Source organism: Streptomyces kanamyceticus, assembly GCF_008704495.1.
GTDB classification, from domain to species: Bacteria; Actinomycetota; Actinomycetes; order Streptomycetales; family Streptomycetaceae; genus Streptomyces; species Streptomyces kanamyceticus.
On the sequence record NZ_CP023699.1, the window covers coordinates 4,081,658 to 4,102,763 of the forward strand.

18 protein-coding genes are annotated in these 21,106 nt (G+C 69.3%); 5 read left to right on the forward strand and 13 right to left on the reverse strand.

The features are described 5' to 3' along the window. The 6 genes from CP970_RS16760 to CP970_RS16785 all read right to left on the reverse strand — a co-directional run bounded on the left by CP970_RS16760 (position 1) and on the right by CP970_RS16785 (position 8,194). A complete protein-coding gene (locus tag CP970_RS16760) occupies positions 1 to 1,242 on the reverse strand; it encodes a restriction endonuclease subunit S (RefSeq protein WP_079043894.1) in 1,242 nt (413 codons plus the stop codon). Beyond that, positions 1,232 to 4,048 carry a type I restriction-modification system subunit M gene (locus CP970_RS45525; protein ID WP_150493491.1) on the reverse strand — a complete coding sequence of 939 codons (2,817 nt, stop codon included), beginning with the start codon at positions 4,046 to 4,048 and terminating at the stop codon, positions 1,232 to 1,234. Before CP970_RS45525 ends, CP970_RS16760 begins: the two co-directional genes overlap by 11 nt. Positions 4,049 to 4,146: 98 nt before the next feature. Further along, positions 4,147 to 4,857, reverse strand: coding sequence for an RloB family protein (locus tag CP970_RS16770; RefSeq protein ID WP_055548778.1), 711 nt, complete (start codon positions 4,855 to 4,857; stop codon positions 4,147 to 4,149). After that, positions 4,857 to 6,116, reverse strand: a complete 1,260-nt coding sequence (locus CP970_RS16775) for an AAA family ATPase (RefSeq protein WP_055548780.1) — start codon at positions 6,114 to 6,116, stop codon at positions 4,857 to 4,859. Before CP970_RS16775 ends, CP970_RS16770 begins: the two co-directional genes overlap by 1 nt. A 66-nt stretch (positions 6,117 to 6,182) precedes the next feature. Beyond that, positions 6,183 to 6,908, reverse strand: a complete 726-nt coding sequence (locus CP970_RS16780) for a LuxR C-terminal-related transcriptional regulator (protein WP_055548782.1) — start codon at positions 6,906 to 6,908, stop codon at positions 6,183 to 6,185. Next, complete coding sequence (locus CP970_RS16785) at positions 6,905 to 8,194, reverse strand: ATP-binding protein (protein ID WP_055548784.1); 1,290 nt, start codon at positions 8,192 to 8,194, stop codon at positions 6,905 to 6,907. The genes CP970_RS16780 and CP970_RS16785 overlap by 4 nt, the downstream gene beginning before the upstream one ends. A 184-nt stretch (positions 8,195 to 8,378) precedes the next feature. Here CP970_RS16785 and CP970_RS16790 point away from each other — a divergent pair, with 184 nt between their 5' ends. Continuing rightward, a complete protein-coding gene (locus CP970_RS16790) occupies positions 8,379 to 9,749 on the forward strand; it encodes a PspC domain-containing protein (RefSeq protein ID WP_079043605.1) in 1,371 nt (456 codons plus the stop codon). Beyond that, positions 9,736 to 9,960, forward strand: a complete 225-nt coding sequence (locus CP970_RS16795) for a hypothetical protein (RefSeq protein ID WP_055548787.1) — start codon at positions 9,736 to 9,738, stop codon at positions 9,958 to 9,960. Before CP970_RS16790 ends, CP970_RS16795 begins: the two co-directional genes overlap by 14 nt. 64 nt (positions 9,961 to 10,024) lie before the next feature. On the opposite strand, the gene CP970_RS16800 is transcribed toward CP970_RS16795, so the two are convergent. From CP970_RS16800 to CP970_RS16810, 3 genes are all read right to left on the reverse strand, one after another. Then, positions 10,025 to 10,549: a DoxX family protein gene (locus CP970_RS16800; protein ID WP_055548789.1), complete on the reverse strand. Its 525-nt coding sequence runs from the start codon at positions 10,547 to 10,549 to the stop codon at positions 10,025 to 10,027. Between the two features lie 136 nt (positions 10,550 to 10,685). After that, positions 10,686 to 11,951, reverse strand: a complete 1,266-nt coding sequence (locus CP970_RS16805) for a hypothetical protein (protein ID WP_055548800.1) — start codon at positions 11,949 to 11,951, stop codon at positions 10,686 to 10,688. 172 nt (positions 11,952 to 12,123) lie between these two features. Beyond that, positions 12,124 to 12,909: a class II aldolase/adducin family protein gene (locus CP970_RS16810; protein WP_055548792.1), complete on the reverse strand. Its 786-nt coding sequence runs from the start codon at positions 12,907 to 12,909 to the stop codon at positions 12,124 to 12,126. Positions 12,910 to 13,039: 130 nt separating this feature from the next. On the opposite strand from CP970_RS16810, the gene CP970_RS16815 reads away from it, so the two are divergent. Continuing rightward, the gene (locus tag CP970_RS16815; protein ID WP_055548794.1) at positions 13,040 to 13,519 is read left to right on the forward strand and encodes a pyridoxamine 5'-phosphate oxidase family protein; all 480 of its coding nucleotides are present in this window, start codon (positions 13,040 to 13,042) and stop codon (positions 13,517 to 13,519) included. A 95-nt stretch (positions 13,520 to 13,614) separates the two neighbouring features. Here the strand turns inward: CP970_RS16815 and guaA are convergent, their stop codons facing one another. After that, entirely contained in the window at positions 13,615 to 15,195 is a 1,581-nt protein-coding gene (guaA, locus tag CP970_RS16820; protein ID WP_055548796.1) for a glutamine-hydrolyzing GMP synthase, read from the reverse strand. Between the two features lie 396 nt (positions 15,196 to 15,591). On the opposite strand from guaA, the gene CP970_RS16825 reads away from it, so the two are divergent. Beyond that, positions 15,592 to 15,897: a chorismate mutase gene (locus CP970_RS16825; RefSeq protein WP_150493493.1), complete on the forward strand. Its 306-nt coding sequence runs from the start codon at positions 15,592 to 15,594 to the stop codon at positions 15,895 to 15,897. Between the two features lie 578 nt (positions 15,898 to 16,475). On the opposite strand, the gene CP970_RS44200 is transcribed toward CP970_RS16825, so the two are convergent. After that, positions 16,476 to 17,306, reverse strand: coding sequence for a hypothetical protein (locus tag CP970_RS44200; RefSeq protein WP_157877873.1), 831 nt, complete (start codon positions 17,304 to 17,306; stop codon positions 16,476 to 16,478). Between the two features lie 108 nt (positions 17,307 to 17,414). Beyond that, positions 17,415 to 17,780: a hypothetical protein gene (locus CP970_RS16835; protein WP_055556786.1), complete on the reverse strand. Its 366-nt coding sequence runs from the start codon at positions 17,778 to 17,780 to the stop codon at positions 17,415 to 17,417. Between the two features lie 286 nt (positions 17,781 to 18,066). Here CP970_RS16835 and CP970_RS16840 point away from each other — a divergent pair, with 286 nt between their 5' ends. Then, positions 18,067 to 19,089, forward strand: a complete 1,023-nt coding sequence (locus CP970_RS16840; RefSeq protein WP_063806293.1) for an LPXTG cell wall anchor domain-containing protein — start codon at positions 18,067 to 18,069, stop codon at positions 19,087 to 19,089. A 111-nt stretch (positions 19,090 to 19,200) separates the two neighbouring features. Here CP970_RS16840 and CP970_RS16845 read toward each other — a convergent pair whose 3' ends face one another. Beyond that, positions 19,201 to 21,045 carry a GMC family oxidoreductase gene (locus CP970_RS16845; protein ID WP_055556782.1) on the reverse strand — a complete coding sequence of 615 codons (1,845 nt, stop codon included), beginning with the start codon at positions 21,043 to 21,045 and terminating at the stop codon, positions 19,201 to 19,203. Positions 21,046 to 21,106 lie beyond the last annotated feature (61 nt).

Here is a 21,106-nt window from a genome sequence, read left to right on the forward strand (position 1 = left end):
TTAAGCCACGTCCTGCACCCGCACCTTCCCCGACAAGAGGTCATCGACCAGCCCCTGCTTCAGTCGGCGCAGCTTGGCGAGAGCGTCTTCCTCGCTCGCGATTCGCTTGTCCCACGCGTCGAGCGTCCTGACGACGTTCCTCTGATCTTCGAGCGAAACCATCGGGAACGGAAGCGACGCGAATCGGTCACCGCCTAGGTGGGCGATACTCGTTGTCTTCTTCGCGATAGTCGCAAACACGCCAGTGGTCAACCAGTACGAGAATACGGTCTGCGCGTACTCCGGCAGCACATCCTCGCCTACACGGAACCGCACGAGGGTGTTCTGGAATTGGAACTCGCCTTCTCCCCTCCGGTAGATCGCACTCCTTCCGACGAGCTCAAGGCTCTGACCTTCGTTGAGGAGAATGTCGCCAGGACGCAGTTCGTACGTCCTGCGCTCCGAGTCCGAGAACCCCATCACCTTTACGTCGGAATAGTTGATCCACCCGTCGAGGACGTTCGCCACACGCAAGTAGGGCAACTGTGTCCCGAATTGTCGACTGCTCGGCGAAAGCTGCTTACCCATCCGGACCTCGCCGACCTCACGCACGGTCGGCCAGATTCCACTACGGCCGCGCTCGGCCTCGGGAGCACTTGGGATCGCCGAGATCAGCACCCCACGACGTACCGTCCGCAGCTTGGCGATGGCCGCCTCGATTGCCTGCTCTTGCTCGGTCAACGATGCAAGGGCTTCAACGATACGTTGCTGATGACGCAGTGACGGCAGGGGGATAGAGAAGTCCAGAAGGTCACTCTTGGAGATCTTGAATTGACCGCTGGTGCTGCGCATCACCGCTTCTACCTGTCGACGAAAGAGAGGAGAGGAAATAACCAGACCGAGATACGCAGAGTCCAAACGCTCCCGTTTCGGCACCAGTCGATATACGAGGTCTGGCAGAAGAAGTCCCTTACGGACACCGCCGGGAACAACGCACCCGACACCCACCAACCTCTTAGACCCGTTAGCCCGGGCAACCAGAACGTCACCTGATCCGACTTCCAGGGCAGGACGAGGGCTAAGAGCCGGAGGGAGTCGTTTCGCTTGGCTGTCAATAAAGAACCCCGAGGTGACGGCACCCAAACTCAGAACTCCCCATTCCGATTTGCCGGGAGCGTAGGGTTCGCAAATGGGGCTCCAGCCGGACTCGATGCCGAGCAGAGTGTCGCGAAGCAACACCTCCGGGTGCGACTTAAGCGACATAACCCAGCTCCTTCAAGAACCCCTCCAACGCCCCCGCAGCCCTCTCCCGCCGCCCCTCAATCTCCCGCAAAGAAACCCCGTACTTCCCCTCCCACACCCGATACGCCTCGCCCAACTCCCGCTGACGCCGCACCACATGACCGCCCAGCTTCCCGGACAGGTCATCCCGCAGGATGCCGAGCACCACGTCCCTCTCCCCACCGGCCTCGGCCAGCTCCTCCCGAGCCCGGGTGAGCCCCGCCTTCCGCGCCGCACCGGCAGCCGCGCCCCCCTCAGCCACCACCGGCTCCGGCTCCGCCCCCGCCTCGGCCTCCGGCAGCTCCATCAACGCCCCCTGACCAGCCGCGACTTGCTCCGCAGCCCGAGCCCGCCCCTTCCCCGAAGCCGAGCCACCCTTCGCCCCAGCGCCACCGGCACCGGCACCGGCCTTCTTCGCCACCCTCTCCCGCTCAGCGTCCCGCTTCCGCTGAACCGCCGGCACCGGCCAGAAGTCGTCCTCCAGCTCCTCGATGGCCTTCTTCGCCTCGCCCCTTTTCTTCGTCAGGTCCCGCATCTCAGCCTTGCTGAGCACCGCCTTGACCAGCTCCGGGTCCATCTCCCCCGCGCCGGAGTCCTCGGCGTCGCCCCCCTCCGCCGCAGCCAGCGCAGCCGCAACCGCCGCCTCCGCCTCCTGCGCCGCCTTCACCTTCGCGTCGAGCTCCGCGTGCGTACGCTCCGCCGACGCCAGGTCTTCCAGGAATCCAGGGGCAATCGCCGCGACTACCTTATGGTCGTACGCCTGACGCCGCTCCGCCGCCGTACGGTCCCGCGCCCCGCCCGTACGCGGGTCCGGCTCCGGCGCGAGCATCGTCTCGACGGTCTCCACCCAGCCGTCCACGACCCCCGTGAAGCCGTTGACCGACAGCGCCTTGAGTTCGTTCTTCGCGTCGTGCCACCAACCGGCGACCGCCCCCGCGAGCGCGTACCGGTCCAGAAGCCCCACAGTCAGCAGCCGATCCCGGAACGAGCCGATCAACTCGCCACGAAGCCGGGCAAGTTGAGCCTTACGCTCCTGCTCTGTACGGTCGTCGCCGTCGACCGGCTCCAGCACCGTGATCTGCTCCGTCTCCGACGTCCACCACTCCTCGAAGGCGCCCCAGAGCTCCCGCTCACGCCCACTCGCCAGCTCCGCGAGACGCACCGCGTCCGGCCGCTCCCCCTCCGGAAGGAAGTCGACGTACTCGGAGTCGTTCTCCCGCACCGCGAACAGATCGCGCACCCCGATGCCGTACGCGTCCAGAAGCGGCTTCTTCGCCTCGACCTCGGCGACGGGCACTCCCCCCACCAAGTGCGCCCGCACATCCTGTGGCTCCGGCGGCGGCGTGTTGTCCACGTACCGGCGGATGTTGCAGTTGAAGTCGTTGCGTTCCAGCTCGTCCCGCTGCACGGCACGCGCGAAGCCCTCGACATCCTCGAAGACCTCATCGCCCTCGAACGCGTGGAACGTGGAGACGATCTTCTCGATGTGCTCGGGAAGGAGCACATTCTGGGCACGCTCCGCGTGGAACTCGCGGTCGGCGTTGATGAAGAGGACTTGCCCACGCCGATCCGGTCGCCTCTGCCCCGGCGGACGCAGCACGATCACACAGGCCGGGATGCCCGTCCCGTAGAAGAGGTTCGGGGCGAGTCCGATCACCGCCTCGACGAGGTCGTGCTTCAGCAGCTCCGCCCGGATCTTCTGCTCCTGTCCGCCGCGGAAGAGCACACCGTGCGGCATGACGGTGAAGACCGCGCCAGCCTTCAGCTTCACCATGTCCAGCATGTGCTGGAGGAACATCAGGTCGGCCTTGCCGCGCTCGGACGTCTGGCCGTACGGCATCCGATCCGTGAGCCCCGGCACCTCCGCCATCGTGTAGTCCATGGAGAAGGGCGGGTTGCTGAGGACCAGGTCGAAGTCGCGTTCCGGATGCAGCGGATTGGTGAGGGTGTCACCGGTCCGCAGGGAGAACTTCTTGGCTCCGTGGAAGAGCATGTTCATCGTGGCCATGACCCACGAACCGCTGTTGGCGTCCTGGCCTGCGAGGCCGAGATTGCGGGAGTCGCCGCCGTGCTCATCCACGTACTCCATCGCGTGGATGAGCATTCCGCCGGAGCCCACGCACGGGTCGTACACGCGCATGCCGCCGTGCGGGCGGGCCAGCTCCACCATCATCCGGACGACCGCACGCGGGGTGTAGAACTCACCGCCCTTGCTGCCGGCCGAGTCCGCGAAGTCCTTGATCAGGTACTCGTACGCAGCACCGATCATGTCGGGGAACTCGAAGTCCTCACCACAAAGGCGGATGCTCCCGAAGTGGTCGATCAGCGCCGCGAGCCGCTTGTCGGCCAACGCCGCGGCCGAGCCCTTGCCGCTTCCACCACCGCCGATGCGGTTGAAGTTCACGTGCGCGAACAAGCCGCGCAGCTCGCTGTTGCCCTTCTGCCTTTCAAGGGCATCGAGGGCGGGCTGGAGGGCCTCCGTGGCTACGTTGTCGACGGCACCGGCCAACGTCTCCCAACGTGCTTCCTGCGGGACGAAGATAGCGCCGAGCGGCCCGTACTCCTCGTACGACTCCGCATCATCCTCGGCATCTTCCTGACTCTCGCCTGCCGCCAGACGCTGCTGAATGACGACTTCACGTGCCGCTTCGAACTCGTCATTGACACGCTTGAGGAAAAGGAGCACGAAGATGAAGTCTCGGTACTCGGCGGCATCCATCGTGCCACGCAGAATGTCCGCCGCCGCGAAGAGATGGCGTTCCAGCTGCGCGAGCGTGAGCTTGGCCACGTACGGCACTCCCTGAGATGACTGGCGATTCGTCCGGTTGCACCGGGAAGCCTAAGGCTTTCACGGCCTCGGGAATCACCGCGCACAGGAAGTCACCGTCAGTAGTCGACGACGTCCAGGCCGTCCTCGACGAAGCGCCATACGTCCGTGTAGGGGTCCCACCGGCTCTGGTCCGGCCCCGTGTACTCAGGAGAGAGCGCTTTGGCGAACTGCCGCGCCTTGTCGTACTTCCCTTTGAGCTGGCCCGGCATGACGCGCTTCGCCTGCTCCTTGGAGACCGACTGGATGGTGGGGCCGTAGGTCTGAGGGAAGGCGGACTGGTTCCGGAGAAGGCCCGCGGCGCTCTCACAGACTCCGCCGAACGAGCTCGTGTGATCCTTGTAGTGAAGCAGGCGCCACAACTCGAAGCAGGGGTGAGAGTACGCGACGTGCACCTTGGCCTTCTTCGCTCGCGAGAAGGCGGTAGGGATGTCCTCGTGCTCATCGCGGTCGAAGAGGCACCACACCTGAGGCCAGTTCCAGTCCGTCGGCTTCAGTTTCGCTTTCTTCGCGGCCCGCTCAACCTCGACCCACTTGTCGATCGCCTCTTCCACGAGCGGCAGGGGCTTGCGGCGTTTGGTCGGGGCGCTCCGGTTCTCAACGGTGCAGACGATCTCGCGTCCCGACTCAGCACGCTTGCCGTTCTCGGTCACGAAGGTGATGAACTCCGGCTCGGTGACCTCGCCTTCAGTGAAGACGAACACTTCACGCCGCAGTACCTTCGGCTTCCGGTTCCGCCCCGGATTGTCCCTCCCCTTGTCCCTCGCCATCAGGAACGCTCGGCCTCCCCCGTCAGTACCGTCAGCACTTTTCGTCCGATCTGCCCCTGGCTGACGTTCGGCACTCCACCGAAAGCGCCTGCCAGGTAAGAGTCCGCGAGATCCTCATCGGGACCAGGATCAACATCACTCAACGGATACAGCTCCGTGGCGCCGCCCTTGTCCTTCTCCGTGAGCCAGATCTGCCCCGGATCCAGCGAGCGGCCACCCCTGGGTGTCTTCAGCAGCGACGCGTCATGAGATGTGAACAGCAGCTGCGCTTGCTTGGCGTTGGACCACGGAGCCTGGAAGAGGCGGACCACCTCAGCCGCGAAGCGCGGATGGAGGCTGGCGTCCAACTCGTCGATCAGCAACACGGCTCCGCTGTCCAAGGCCAGCAATAGCGGCCCGATCAGCGCGAACCATGAGCGGGTACCGAAGGACTCATTGGCCCAGTCGAAGGCCACCGGCTCGTCACCGGTACCTCCATGAAGCAGCTTCACAGTCGGGGCGTTGTCTCCGGACCGCCGCACGACCTCAGCACCTTGGATGCCCAGGTCAGCGGCCCGCAGAAGCTCCTGGACACGATCTCGCGTCGCCTCGTCGAGCAACTTCTCCGCGGTATACGCCTCACGCTGCCTCAGCTCGGTCTCCGGCGTGATGTCCCAGAGGTTCGACCTGAACCAGTCGTAAATTTTGGAGAGTTGAGGATGATTGTCGCTGGCCGCGCGGCTGACAAGGAGGGCGTTCGCGCGTGTCGTGCGGGCAAGGCGCGCACGGTCCTGCACCCGCTCACCCGGGAACTCGTACGCACTCTGACGCGAAGCATCCCGGTCGAGCCACACCTGGCGGCGCCCCTTGGGGTACGCGTGGAGCCACTCCGACTCGACCCGCTTGTCACCCAGCTCGAAGCCGTATGTCCACCGCACGCCGTCATCGAGTACAAAGTCGGCCTCGTAGAAAGTGCTTTCGGCTGCGGCCTTCGGGTCGAGCCCGAAGGGTTGACGATCGGGGATTCCGGTGTATGACGTCCAGGGCCCGTATGAACTGAGGACCGCTTCCCTCATCTTCTTCAGCGCGGTGATGACATTGGACTTGCCCGAAGCGTTCGCACCGAAGACACCCAGGACCGGGAAGACCTGGAGCGACTTCCCGTCTGACAGCTCCAACGCACGCGCCGCGTCCGATTCCTCGCCCTGCGGGACGACGAAGGACAGCTCCTGCTCCTCGCGCAGCGACCGCACGTTGGCCGTGCGGAACCTCAGCAGCACACCGTCCTCCTCTCGTCGCGCAAAGGGTAACCGCGTGATCGCGTACGCGCCTACCGGTCGGTCAAGTCAGACCAGCCGTCGCGCCGTCGCCCACCGCGTCAGCTCATGCCGGTTGGACAGCTGAAGCTTCCTCAGCACCGCCGACACATGCGACTCCACCGTCTTCACCGAGATGAAGAGCTGCTTGGCGATCTCCTTGTACGCGTACCCGCGCGCGATGAGCCGCAGCACCTCGCGCTCGCGCTGGGTGAGGCGGTCCAGGTCCTCGTCGACCGGGGGCGCGTCGGTGGAGGCGAAGGCGTCGAGGACGAACCCTGCGAGCCTCGGCGAGAACACCGCGTCGCCCTCCTGCACCCGGAAGATCGAGTCGACCAGATCCGTGCCGGTGATGGTCTTGGTGACGTAGCCGCGGGCCCCGCCCCGGATGACGCCGATGACGTCCTCGGCGGCGTCGGAGACCGAGAGCGCGAGGAAGCGCACCGGATCCGTCGCGGCGGCCATCAACGGCGCGCAGCGGCGCAGCACTTCCACACCGCCGCCGCCGGGCAGGTGCACATCCAGGAGGACGACCTCGGGCCGCGTGGTCGTGATGACCGTGACCGCCTGGTCGACGTCGGCCGCTTCTCCGACGACCTCGACTCCCGTGACCTCGGTCCGGCCGATCTCGGCCTGCACTCCGGTGCGGAACATCCGGTGGTCGTCGACCAGGACGACCCGCACACGACGCCCGCCCTCGCTCCCGCCCGCCCCGGCCTGCTCCGCGGGCTCGTTCGCCTCGGTCGCGTCGCTCATGTCGTCGCCGTCCTCTCCATCTCCAGCTCGACTTCCGTGCCGCCCCCGGGCACTGCGCGCAGCCGCGCCGTGCCTCCGTTGCGCTGCATACGGCCGATGATCGATTCTCGTACGCCCATGCGGTCGTCCGGCACGGAATCCAGATCGAAGCCGGGACCGCGGTCCCGGACGGACACGAACACCGTCTCTCCCTCGACCTCGGCGAAGACCTGCACCGCACCGCCCTCGCCACCGTACTTGGCGGCGTTCACCATCGCTTCCCTCGCGGCCTGCATCTGCGCGGTCAGTCTCTCGTCTAGCGGGCAATCGCCGACCACGACCACCTCTATCGGGACGCCGTGCTTGTCCTCGACCTCCGCCGCGCTCTGCCGGACCGCCTCGGCGAGGGTGTCGGGCTCCTCGTCCTCGTCCTTGCCGGTGCCCTCGGGCTTGTAGAGCCAGGCCCGCAGGTCGCGCTCCTGGGCGCGGGCCAGACGGCGGACCTCGCTCGCGCTCTCCGCGTTCCGCTGGATGAGGGTCAGGGTGTGCAGCACGGAGTCGTGCACGTGGGCGGCGACCTCGGCCCGCTCCTGGGCCCTGATGCGCATCAGACGCTCCTCGGAGAGGTCCTGCGTCATGCGGACGAGATACGGCCCGGCGAGGAGCGCGATGCCGACGAGCACCGCGAGCGCGGCCTGGAGGACGGCGCCCAGATGCGCGGCGGAACCCTGGAGCACGAAGACGCCGGAGACGCCCGCACCGACGAGCAGCACCCCGGCCGCCGTCCGGGCGATCGTCAGCGTGCGCCTGCGCCGGCCGACGGCCATCCAGCGGGCCCTGCGGGCATTGTCGGCCTGGCGCCAGACCAGGGCGACCCCGGCCGCGACGAGCAGGGTCGGGAAGACGTACGCCTTGGTCGAGCCGTCCAGGTCCACATTGCCGACGAAGATCATGGCTACGACGACCATCGCGAGGAGCGCGACGATCTGGCCCTTGTCCGGCTTGCGGGCGACGAGCCTGCGACGGCCGTCGGACGACGTCTCGGTGGCGACGGCCGCGGGCGGGCGCTCGGAGCCGACACCGCCGATGCCGAGCGGGACGAAGAACCAGAACGCCGCGTACAACAGCGCGCCCAGGCCGTCCGCGGTGAACAGGCCGACGAAGACGAGCCGGACCCAGATCACGGGCAGTCCGAGATGTCCCGCGAGGCCGCGCGCGACACCGCCGAGCCAACGGCCGTCACCGCTGCGGTAGAGCTTGCGCAGCGGTCGGACGTCGTCGATGGGCGGTGCAGCGGCTTCCGGCATGACACCGATATTCACACGTGCGCGCGGATGCGGGCATCAGGGTCGACCCCCGAGACTTCCCTGATCTCCGCCCCCGCCCCGGCCCTGTCAGGGGCGGGACCCCAGGCGTCTCAGGGGTGATATCAGGGTTCGGCCAGGGTCGTCCCGACTGCCGCGGCGGCCTCGCGGCAGTCACCATGGACGCATGACAGATCAGCAGCCCGCCGAGACGGAGACCGAGGCCGCCCTCCGCCATGCCCTGCACGGCTCGCGGGACGAGCCGGGCGGTTTCGCTGACGGTGTCGCGGGCGGTTTCGAGCCGGGCCTGCCCGCCGTGGAGCGGAAGTTCCGCCGCGACCGCGGGCACAAAAAGCTCGGTGGCGTGTGCGCGGGGCTCGGACGGCACTGCGACATGGACCCGGTGATCTTCCGCATCGGCCTCGCGGTCCTCGCGATCACCAGCGGCATCGGCCTGGTCGTCTACGGCTTCGCCTGGCTCTTCGTGCCGTACGAGGACGAGGAGGAGAACGAGGCGCGCAGGCTGCTCTCCGGCCGGGTCGACGGGCAGGCCCTGACGGCCGTGCTCTTCGCCCTCGTCGGCTGCGGCGTCTTCCTCACACTGTTGAACAACGGCGGGGCGCTGACCTTCGCCGCCGTCCTCACCCTCCTCCTCGCGGGCGCGGGGTACTGGTCGCAGCAGCGCGGCGCCCCCTACCCCGACCCGGTGGCGGCGCACGCGGCGGCCGACGCCCCGCCCGAGGCGAAGGCGCCACCCGTCGCGGGCAGCCCCTCGTGGTGGCGCGACCCGATAGTGAAGGACGGCACGCACGACGGGGCGTCCGGCTACTTCTGGGGCCCCGGGGGCCTGGACGTCGGCTATCAGCCGAGCGGCCGCCACCCCGGTACGCCTCGCGGCGAGACCCCGCCCGCCCCGCCGCCCAAGCCCCGGGGGCCTCGCTGGATCGGCGGCTGGGTGTTCCTGTTGGCTCTGCTCGCGGGCGGCCTCGGTACCGGCCTGACCTGGGACACGAACCCGCTCGGCACGACATTGCAGACCGGCCTGGCCTGTGCTCTCGCGGTGTTCGCCATCGGCATCGCGGTCAGCGCCCTCCTGGGGCGCACGGGCGCGGGGTCGATCGTGCTCGCGGTGCTCACGGCCGGTCTCCTCGCGGCCACGGCGGCCCTCCCGAAGAACATCACCACGCACTACGCCCGCACGGACTGGATACCCGCCACGGCGGCGGACGTCCGGCCGCAGTACGAGGTGGGCCTCGGCACCGGCAGGCTCGACCTGAGCAAGATCCACATCGGCAAGGGCCAGACGGTGAAGACGCACGCCGAGGTCGGCGTGGGCGATCTCCGGGTGATCCTGCCGAAGGGCGCCACCGTGCGCCTCGACGCCGAAGTGGGCCTCGGCGACATCGTGTTGCCGAGTGACAAGGACCTGGACATCGCTCCGGGACGGGAGAAGAAGGTGACGCTGGAGCCGCCCTCGGGCGGCAAGTCCGGCGGCACGATCGATCTGCGCCTCGAAGTCGGCGTCGGACAAGCGAAGGTGACCCGTGCTACGTCATGAATTCCACCCGGGAAAGCTGGTCGCGGGCCTCTTCCTGCTGGCGGTCGCCGTCGTGTACGCGGGCGATGCGGGCGGCATCTGGGACGCGCCCTGGTTCGTCGCGCTGCCGATGGTGATGGTCGGTCTGCTGATCGCGGGTGTGGTGGCGGCGGTCCACGGGATACGCCCGCGCTCCTCGGGCCGTTCGGGCACCCGACGCTCTCCGGACTAGCCCCGGACGGGCTGACCGGACCGGGCGAACCGATCGGCCCCGGACCGACCCTGCCGAACCCTGGCTAGCCGAGCCCCATCGCGTTCCTGCGGCGTTCGGCGAGCAGGGCGTCGACGGAGAAGACGGAGGCTCCGGCGAGCACCAGGGGCAGCCAGGCCATCAGGTACGCCAGGTCGTTGCCGTAGTAGTAGGGCTCGGTGGACCAGCTGACGGTCAGCCAGAGACTGAGCGAGATCAGCGCTCCGCCGAGCGCGGCGAGCCGGGCGAAGAGGCCGATCAGGGTGCCGATGCCGACGGCCAGTTCGCCGAGGGCGATGGCGTAGCCGAAGCCGACGGGGCTCTTCAGGGCGAGGTCGACGAGTGCGGGGATGGCCGAGATGTCGCGGACTCCCTCCATCATGGCGCCGATCGAACCCGCCCCGCTGGCCTGCATGAAGGCGCTGTCGGTGAGCTTGTCCAGACCCGCGTAGATGAAGGTGATGCCGAGGAAGACGCGCAGGGGAAGCAGGGCGTAGCGGGTGGCGGACTCCCGCCAGTCGTCGCGCCTGACATAGCTGGTGTGGCTGTCCGTCCGCATGCCGTGCGCCATCGCTCCGCCGCCTCTCCCGTCGACCCGTCATCTGACCATACGTACGAAGAGGGACCGCTGCTCACCGACGTGCGGCGGATTTCATGACATCGGCCCGGCAGTCCCGGGGGGAGGCTCTGATGGGGAAGCGATGGTTTCAGTCCGTGACGTCGATCGTGACGCGGTTCGTCTCGATGCCCGCGGCGGTGATCACCTGGACGTCGACACGGCCCGGCTCGACGTCGACGGGGACGGGCACGGTCAAGGTGGCGTCGGTCGGGTTGGTGAAGCCGCCCGGCACGGGGACGAGCGGCACATGGACGTGCACGGTGCCGATGCGGACGACCATGCGGGCGAGCCGGTCCGCGGCACCGGCGCCGGGCGGCACGAAGCCCGCGCCCCGGATCTCGATGTCGTCACCCGTACGGATGGGGGCGTCCAGGTCGCCCGCCTCCCGGGAGCGGACGACGGAGAGGATCACGGGACGGCCGCCTTCGGAGTACTTGCCGGCCAGGTACGTCGCCGCGGAGACCAGGACGAGCAGGGCGAGCCCCCACGGCAGGTCGGGCAGCTGTTCGGGGCGGCGCGCGAGCCGGACCGCGGCGAAGACCACGGCGACCGCGCTGACCAGGGCGTACTGCACATCGGTGAAGCTGCCGCTGCCCGCGTCGTCGGTGAGCGGGTCGGCGGCCCGCGGCCGGTCGGCGCGGACCTTCTGCAGCCGCTGCCCGAGCACGCGCACACCGACGACACGGCGTACGAGCACCGCGACCCCGCACACCACGGCGAGGACGGTCACCACCCCGGCGGCGCGGGCGAGCTCGAGCCCGGCGATCAGCTCGTCCCGCCGGTCGGCACCCGACGCCGCGGCCAGCTGGCCCGCGAGGACGAGCACCGCGAAGACGACGAGGAGCACCCAGGAGGCGGCCACGGCACGCGAGGTGGAGATCCTGTTGTCCTCTCCGATCACCGGCGCGAGGACCCCGCCGCGCGCCCGGTGGAGGTATCCGGCGCCGGTCAGCAGCCCGCCCACGGCCAGGGCCGCGAGGAGACCGGCCGTGCGTGCGGCCGTCCAGCCCGTGCCGATCGCGGTCAGCGCCTGGACCACGAGCAGCACGGCGAAGGCGCCCCAGACCACGACGAGCGTGCGCGTCCACAGTCGGTGCGGCCAGGCGTCCCCCTCGGCCCTGCCGCGCTCGGCGACGGCCCGCGCGGACTGCGTCAGCTCGTCCGACACCCACTGCCGGGACGCGCCCGCCGAGTGCGCGACGGCGGGCGGCAGCCCCTCCCCCGCCGCGAGTGCGTCGCGCTTGGCGAGGAACTCGGCCACGGCACGCCGGTGCCCTTCGCGAGCGCCGTGCGGGCAGCCGCCGCACGTGCAGCCGCCCCCGTGCGCGCCCTGTCTCGCCTCCTGCACTGCCACCGCGTACGCCGCCTTCCCCACCCTGAGGGCCGCCGGGGCCGCCCGTGAACTTCCTTGCAGAGAAGGGGAATTGTGCCGCACTGAAGGGCGAACGGATCCCGCGGCTCTGGTCAGCGGGAGTGAACGCGCCACGCTCCCGTTGACGGGCAGGTCGCGGACCTGGGCGGATGCCTCAGGCCAGCAGATCCGGTTCGCTGCGGCTGATGTCCTGCCACAGGGATTGGTAGTTGATCCACGCGACCAGATCGCTGCCGAGCTGTTCGCGGGTCTGCACCGCCTGCTTGTGGCCGATGAGCACCGGGCGGCCCGCGGCCCGCGCGCTCAGCTGGACCTGACAGGAGCGCTCCATGGTGATGAACCACCAGGCGGCGGCGTCGACGGAGTCGCCGACGGTGAGCAGGCCGTGGTTGCGCAGGATGACCGCCTTGTGGTCGCCGAGCGCGGTCGCGATCCTGCGGCCCTCGTCGGCGTCGACGACGACACCGGTGTAGCCGTCGTACAGCACGTGGCTCTCGTAGAAGGCGCACGCCTCCTGGGTGATCGGGTCGAGGAGTTCGCCGAGCGTGGCGAGGGCGCGGCCGTGCAGCGAGTGGCAGTGCGCGACGGCGACCACGTCGGGCCGCGCCAGATGCGCCTGGGCGTGGACGGTGAACGCGGCCTGGTTGACGTGGTGGCGCCCCTCGACGACCTGCCCGTCGGCGTTGGCGAGGACGAGATCGCCGACGGTGATGTGCTTGAAGGGCATCCCGAAGGGGTTCACCCAGAAGCAGTCGGCGTACTCCGGGTCCCGCGCGGTGATGTGCCCGGAGACGCCGTCCTCGTACCCGAGCCGTCCGAAGAGCCGCAGGGCCCCGGCGAGGCGCTCCTTGCGGTGGCGCCGTTCGTCCGCCACGGAGTCGTGCACGGGCGGCATCGCGAACTGCAACCGTTCGACGGGTATCGGTGTGGGCGCCTGCATGTGTCCTCCATCCCTGGCTGTACGGGGCGGAAGTTACCGGTGGGAAGCACAGGAGGACAGAGGCAGGGCACGATCAACGGTGCCGCGAATGAGGACAGGAGGTGTCGGGTATCCGCGCCAGACTCTCCGTATGTCGTGCAACTGGGAAGCCTTCGCCACCGCAGAGTCCGACTTCGCCGAGACCGTCGAGAAACGCTTCGGCGCGTTCACCCATCACACCCTCGCGACGCTCCGCAAGGATGGTTCGCCGCGCACCACCGGGCTGGAAGTCCGTTTCCTGAACGGCGAGTTGTGGCTCGGCATGATGCCGAACTCGCTCAAGGCGCTCGACCTGCGCCGCGATCCGCGCTTCGCGCTGCAGGCGAATCCGGGACCGGGCACGGAGATGGCGGGCGGCGACGTCCGGATCGCGGGCCGGGCTGTCGAGGTGCGGGATCCGGAGGTCGTCGCGCTCTACACGGAGGCGGTGAATCCGCCGGACCCGAACGCGTTCCACCTCTTCCGCACCGAGCTGACGGAGGTGGTGCGGACGTACATCGAGGACGGCACGTACCTCGCGGTGCGGCTGTGGAAGCCCGGTGCTCCGTCGCGTGTCACCCGCAGGACCTGACCCTTCGGGCGCGTACGCGAGCGGCGCCGCCCACAGGCTGTGGACGGCGCCGCTCCAGGCATCTCTTCGCGCACACCGTCAGGCGTGCGGGGAGATCACTCCCACTCGATGGTGCCCGGCGGCTTGCTCGTCACGTCGAGGACGACGCGGTTCACGTCGGCGACCTCGTTCGTGATGCGCGTGGAGATCTTCGCGAGGACCTCGTACGGCATGCGGGTCCAGTCGGCCGTCATGGCGTCCTCGGAGGAGACGGGGCGCAGCACGATCGGGTGGCCGTACGTGCGGCCGTCGCCCTGGACGCCGACGCTGCGGACGTCCGCGAGCAGCACGACGGGGCACTGCCAGATCTCCCGGTCGAGACCGGCCGCCGTCAGCTCCTCGCGGGCGATGGCGTCGGCCTCGCGCAGCAGGTCGAGGCGGTCCTTGGTGACCTCGCCGACGATGCGGATGCCCAGGCCGGGGCCGGGGAACGGCTGGCGCTGGACGATCTCGTCCGGCAGGCCGAGCTCGGCGCCGACCATCCGGACCTCGTCCTTGAACAGCTGGCGCAGCGGCTCGACGAGCTCGAACTCGATGTCGTCGGGCAGGCCGCCCACGTTGTGGTGGGACTTGATGTTGGCGGTGCCGGTGCCGCCGCCGGACTCGACGACGTCCGGGTAGAGCGTGCCCTGCACGAGGAAGGCGACCTCGGGGCCGTCCTCCTGGAGGATCTCCAGCTGCGCCTGCTCGAAGACCCGGATGAACTCCCGGCCGATGATCTTGCGCTTCTCCTCGGGGTCGGAAACCCCGGCCAGCGCGTTCAGGAACCGCTCGCTGGCGTCGACGACCTTCAGGTTCGCGCCGGTCGCGGCGACGAAGTCCTTCTCGACCTGCTCGGTCTCGCCCTTGCGCATCAGGCCGTGGTCCACGTAGACGCAGGTCAGCTGCGAGCCGATGGCCTTCTGCACGAGGGCGGCGGCGACGGCGGAGTCCACGCCGCCGGACAGGCCGCAGATGGCGCGCTTGGTGCCGACCTGCTCGCGGATGGCGGCGACCTGCTCGTCGATGACGTTGCCGGTCGTCCAGTTCGGCTTGATGCCCGCGCCGCGGTAGAGGAAGTGCTCCAGGACCTGCTGGCCGTGCGTGGAGTGCATCACCTCGGGGTGGTACTGCACGCCGTACAGCTTCTTCTCGTCGTCCTCGAAGGCCGCGACCGGCACGACGTCCGTGGACGCGGTGACGGTGAAGCCCTCGGGCGCCGCGCTGCACGCGTCGCCGTGCGACATCCACACGGACTGCTCGGCCGGGGTGCCCTCGAAGAGGGTGGAGCCGGGCTTGGAGACGGCCAGCGGCGTGCGGCCGTACTCACGGGCGCCGTTGTCGTCGACGGTGCCGCCGAGCGCGGTCGCCATCAGCTGGAAGCCGTAGCACATGCCGAAGACGGGGACACCGGCCTCGAAGAGCTGGCGGTCGACGGTGGGCGCGTTCTCCGCATACACCGAAGAGGGGCCGCCGGAGAGGATGATCGCCGCGGGCCTCTTGGCGAGCATCTCGGAGACCGGCATCGTGCTCGGCACGATCTCGCTGTAGACCCGGGCCTCACGGACGCGGCGGGCGATGAGCTGGGCGTACTGCGCTCCGAAGTCGACGACCAGAACGGTGTCGGGAGCGGCGGCAGCGGGGGGCGCTGATGGCACGGCGGCGGCCTTCCGGCGTTGAGCGTGAGCGAGAGGCTCAGTGCGTGAGCAGGGGGTCTGTGTTTGTCGATTCTAACGGGCCTGGCGGGACCTTCCTCGTCGCATCCGACGGAGCGGAGCCGCCGTGCGGACGTCTCAGCATCCGAGCCGCCCGGGAAGCCGGATTGACCGGGCACGCGCGCGTGGGGGCATACTGGCCCCGTGACCAAGCACCTGAGCTTCCTCTTTACCTATGGCAACCGGCCTGCCGGCTGCCATGGTCGAGCTGCTTGATCACCTGACAAGCGACTTACCGGGCGCCCCGGGCCGACAAGGCCCGGGGCGCTCTGTCGTTCGCGGACCTTGCCGCTCCGGGGCTCCCCACCCACGAAGACCCAAGGCCACGAGGAGCCCCGCATGACCGCCACCACCGCCACCACCGCCACCGCCACCGACAAGACCGGCGCCCGCACCCCCGAGGCCGCGGACCTGATCGAGAACTCCCGTGAGCGGATCGACACGCTCGACGACCGCATCATTGGTCTCATCCAGGAACGGATGGCCGTCTCGGCCGTCATCCAGGAAGCCCGCATCACCTCCGGCGGCCGCCGCGTGAACCTCTCCCGCGAGATGGAGGTCCTCGGCCACTACAGGGACGCGCTCGGCAAGCCCGGTACGGCGCTCGCGATGACGCTCCTGGAGCTGTGCCGGGGCCGGGTCTGACCCGGCCCCGGACGCCCGCGGACCTGCCGCGGGCGCCTGTGGACCTGAGTTCGGACGCATTCTCACCCGTACGGCGCGTGACCGGTTCCGGGCGGGCTTCGTTGGTCCCGGTGTCCGTGTCAGCCAGGGGCGGGCCCGTAAGAACCACGCGTGGCTCCGCTGGAGCGATGAGGCGTACGGATCGCATTCGTACGCCGTGGGACCTCGCTTCAGATTTGTGACCGGACGGCAGGGGACAGCAGCCCGGTCACCCAAGAGAACGGTCGGCTTCGGGGACGCTCGGAGTCGGCCGGCCTCCGTCCCCTTTCCCCTATAGATGTGGTCGAAACGGTTGCGCCCCCAACAACGCATCCAGCACGATGCGTAAGAGGGCGGGGCTCCAAGTCCCCCATCCACAGCTTCACTGCCAATGGTCGATACCACTCGAGCGCCCCCTGTGCGCCGGGGCGGCCACCGGCACTCGAACCTGCGGCGCACTCCCCCCGGCGCCGCCCCGAGGCATCGACGCTGCCCTGACGTCGGTGCTGACAGCCAAGGGCCCCGCGGATCCGTCCCGCGGGGCCCTTCGCTACGTCACCTCATACCTTGCCGAGCTGTACGTCGACGATCTCCGGGGCGACCTTCGGGTCCTCGTCCGCCGTGGGCGTGCCGGCGCCGTCCCTGCCGTCCCGCGCGGCGTCCTTGTCCTGCTGGACGCCCTCGGGGTCGTACATGTTCGACGCCTCGAAGACGACGAGGGTCGCGCCGCGGCGGGCCACCGTGACGCTCTCGCGCATCAGGAACTCGCCCTTGCGCTGGGCCAGTTTGTACGACACGGCCTCGTCGCCCTTGTCCGGCGCGGGCAGCCCGTGGACGCCGAGGTACCGGTCGCCGCCGACGCCGAAGGTGGAGCACTTCTTCGACTTCAGGGCCGCGCGCAGGCCCTCCATGGTCTTCGTGGCGTCGGCCCGCGGATAGGTGGAGAGGCCGACGCCGGTGATCGTCGGATCGCCCTTGCCGGAAACGCTCAGTACGCGCCCGGCGTGGGCGTCGGCCTTCGGCGGCGCACCCGGTCCGAGCACCGCGGCGAGCGGCGCGCAGACCGCGGGGGACACGGTGCCCGCCGGGCGCGCGGCGGGCTCGTCGGCCTTCTCGACCTTGTAGCCCTTGATGTCATGGGCCGTAAGGGCGGCCTTCTCCAGCTCGGCGGCGCCGCGCGAACCGCCGGAGCCGCCCGCACCGCCGTCCGTACCGGAACCCGCACCGCCGTCCGTACCGGAACCCGCGCCCGCGCTCTTGCTCGCGCCCGGCTTCGCCGACTTCCCGGCGTCGTCGGCGCCACTGTCACCGCTGCCGCCGCACGCGGCCAGCGCGCCGAGGGCGGCCACGACGGAGGCGGCCACCACGGCCCGCGACACAGCTGACTTCACGTTCTTCCCCCACTCACTTCACTCACGCATCGCACCGTGCGGAGTCACCCGCACCACTTCTACGACGGAGGAAGATCGCCGACGGTTCCGTCCCGCCGGGCGGTCTGTTCACCAGCCCCAGATCCAGAAGCGGAACGGGCTGAGCAGTGCGATCGCGAGGGCCATGCCGCCGATCACGATCACCACGCTCCACACCCGGCGGCTGCGCTCGGAGCGGCCGCCGCGGCTCGGTCCCGTGGGCGCCGCGCGCCAGCCGTCGGGGCGCCACGGCTCGGGATCGGCCTTGCGCTTCCCGCGCCTGCGGCGGAGGCGTCCGGCTTGCTCCGCCTGCTGGCAGGCCGCCTCCTCGTCCAGGCGCCGCAGCCGCTCGGCCACCATGCGCGCCCGCGCGGACGGCTCCTTCGGCGCGGTCGAGCGGATGTCCCGCTCGCTGTCCTTCTCGAATCTCTCCCACACCTCGTCGGGTATGGCCACGCTGTCCCCTCCCCCTTTGGGATCAAGCCCGTTGAGATGAGGCCCCTTGAGATCAAGCCCCTTGAGATCAAAACCCGTTCGGGCCGGGGAAGTTCTACGGCACCCCGTCCCACCGGCACAAGCGCTGTGATCCACCGCACATAAGAATTCCGTCAGTTCGAGGACAACCATTCACAGGGATCGCAGGTCATGCATGCAGTAACAACGGCCACACCCGCGCCCCACCGCGGAGGGCTCCACCTCCGCACTGTCCACCCGGCAGTGCGCCGGACTTCCTGAGGTCTTCATGAAGCTTCGTCGTGCCATGGCTGCCGCGGCCGCTACGGCTGCCATAGTCCCGCTCGCGCTCCTGTCGGCGCCCGCCGCGTTCGCGACCGAGGACACCACCACCGCCGCCCCGACCGAGACGGCCACCGAGACGCCCAAGCCGACCGAGACGCCCACCGAGAAGCCCACCGAGACGCCCAAGCCGACGGACAAGCCGACCGAGACGGCCAAGCCGACCGAGAAGCCCACGGAGACGGCCAAGCCGACCGAGAAGCCGACCGAGAAGCCCACGGAGAAGCCCACCGAGACCGCCAAGCCGACCGAAGAGCCGACCGAGCCGCCGGACAGCTGCCCGGTGGACGAGGACGACGAGGACGTCGACTCCAAGCTGGAGATGGCCATCAACGGCCTGCCCGGCAAGATCGTCGCGGGCAGCGGCTGGCACCAGTTCAAGCTGACCGCCTCCAACCCCACCGACGAGGCGCTCGGCGAGGTCACGTGGATCGCGGCCGTGGACAGCAACGGTGAGGACGAGAAGGACTGGCTGAGCAACTTCGCCAACCTCCAGTACTTCGACCCGGAGACCAAGTCCTGGGAGTCGATCGACGGCGACCTGGACGGCGGCCTCGCCTTCGGCGTCACCGAGCTCGGCGCCAACGAGAAGGTCGACATCAAGCTGCGGCTCAAGGTCAGCGCCAAGGCCCCGGCCGGACCCGGCTACGCGATCGGCCTCGGCGGTTACGTCGACTCCAAGACGAACTGCACGCACAACTCGTTCGACTACTACCCGCTGACGATCCTCAAGGCCGGTAGCGACAACGACAACCCGGGCACGGCCAAGCCGAAGCCCGGCAAGGACCAGCCGACCAACGTCACGAAGCCGCAGGGCGGCGCCAAGGAGCTCCCGGTCACCGGCAGCCTCGCCGAGACCGGCTCCAGCTCGATGCTGCCGACCATCGGCATCGCGGGCGGCATCGCCGTCGTCGCCGGTGCGGGCGCGGTGTTCGTCGTGCGTCGCCGCAAGGCCGACGCCGCCGCGTAACCGCGGCAGCCGCCCGACGGCGGCACCTGATCACGCGGAAGGACCTGCGCTCGGAGGGGGGTGCAGGTCCTTACGTGTGTCCGGGGTCATCAGTCCACGGGCCCAGGGGAGCTACGGCTTCTTGGGCGGCACCGTCGGCATCCCCAGGAACGGCAGCCTCAGCGCGCCGAAGGCGTCCGCGGGGACCGCCGGGGTCTTCGGCTCGACCGCCGCGAGGCGTACGTACGCGGTGCCCTGCGCGGGACGCGGGTCCTCGGTGCCCTTGTTGGGCCAGAACGACATGGCGCGCTCGGCCTGCGCGGTGATCGTCAGGGACGGGTTCACGCCCAGGTTCGCGGAGACCGCGGCGCCGTCGACGACCGAGATGCCGGGGTGGCCGTAGAGCCGGTGGTAGGGGTCGATGACGCCGGTGTCCGCCGAGTCGCCGATCGGGCAGCCGCCGAGGAAGTGCGCGGTCAGCGGGGTGCCCATGAGCTCGCCGATGTTCGAGCCCGGGAAGCCGTTGATCTCCTGGGAGAGGATCGTCGCGGCGCGGGTCGCCTCGGCGATCTGGTTCGGGTTCGGCGCGCCGTGGCCCTGCCGGGCGGTGAGCAGGCCCTTGCCGAGTCCCTTCTCCTTGCGGTACGTGGTCAGGGAGTTGTCGAGCGACTGCATCACCAGGCCGATGATGGTCCGCTCCGACCAGCGCCGGTTGGACAGGGAGCGCACCGCGAGCAGCGGGTGGCGCGCCATGTTGCCGAGCCAGCCGGTGACGCGGTCCTTGCCGCCCTTGACGCTGTACGGGACCTGGAGCAGCGTCATGCCGCCCATCGCGTTGGACTTCTTGCCGTAGCGGACGGGCTCGATGTGCGTGCTGTCGTTCGGGTGGATCGACGAGGTGATCGCGACGCCCTTGGTGAAGTCGACCTTCTCGGCGCCGTGCCGTTTGCGGTAGCGCCGGTCGGTGGTCTGGGCGCCCACCAGGGCCTCGGAGTTGGTGCGGGTCAGGGTGCCGAGCCGCGCGGAGACGCGCGGCAGCAGCCCGGCGTCCTTCATGCGGTGCAGCAGGGTCTGCGTGCCGTACGTCCCCGCGGCGACGACGACCTGGCGGGCCTTGAACGTACGGCCCTTGCCCTTGCGTTTGTCGTCGGTGGGCAGGGTGCCCACCGCGAACCCGCCCCGCGAGTCCTCGGTGACGGCGACGACCGAGGTCATCGGGTGGACGACGGCGCCCGCCCGCTCCGCGAGGTAGAGATAGTTCTCGTTGAGGGTGTTCTTCGCGCCGTGCCGACAGCCGGTCATGCACTCGCCGCACTCGGTGCAGGCCCTGCGGGAGGGTCCGGCGCCACCGAAGTAGGGGTCGGGAACTTCCGCGCCGGGCCTGGCCGTTGACTGACCGTCCGCGTCTTCCTTGTCGCCGAAGAAGACACCGACGGGCGCCATGTGGAAGCTGTCGCCGACCCCCATCTCCTGGGCGGCGGCCTTCAGATGGACGTCCGATGGCGTCGTCGTCGGATTGAGCCGTACGCCGAGCATGCGCTTGGCCTGCTCGTAGTACGGGCCCAGCTCGTCCTGCCAGTCCGTGATGTCCTTCCACTGCGGATCGTTGAAGAACGGCGCGGGCGGCACGTAGAGGGTGTTGGCGTAGTTCAGCGAGCCGCCGCCGACGCCTGCGCCCGCGAGGACCATCACGTTGCCGAGCAGGTGGATGCGCTGGATGCCGTAGAGGCCGAGGGCGGGGGCCCAGAGGTAGTTCTTCAGGTCCCAGGAGTTCTTGGGCAGGGTCGCGCGCGTGAAGCGGCGACCGGCTTCGAGCACGCCGACGCGGTAGCCCTTCTCGGTCAGGCGCAGGGCGGAGACGGCGCCGCCAAAGCCTGAACCGATGACGATGACGTCGTAGTCGTAGTCGTAGTCGTAGTCGTAGTCGTACGAAGCGTCGCCGCCCGCCCGGTTCTGGACAGAGCTCTCCTGTGACATTGACTCTCCTCGTTGAAACTCTGCGGGTGCGTCGTAGCTGGGCGCGCAGTTCCCCGCGCCC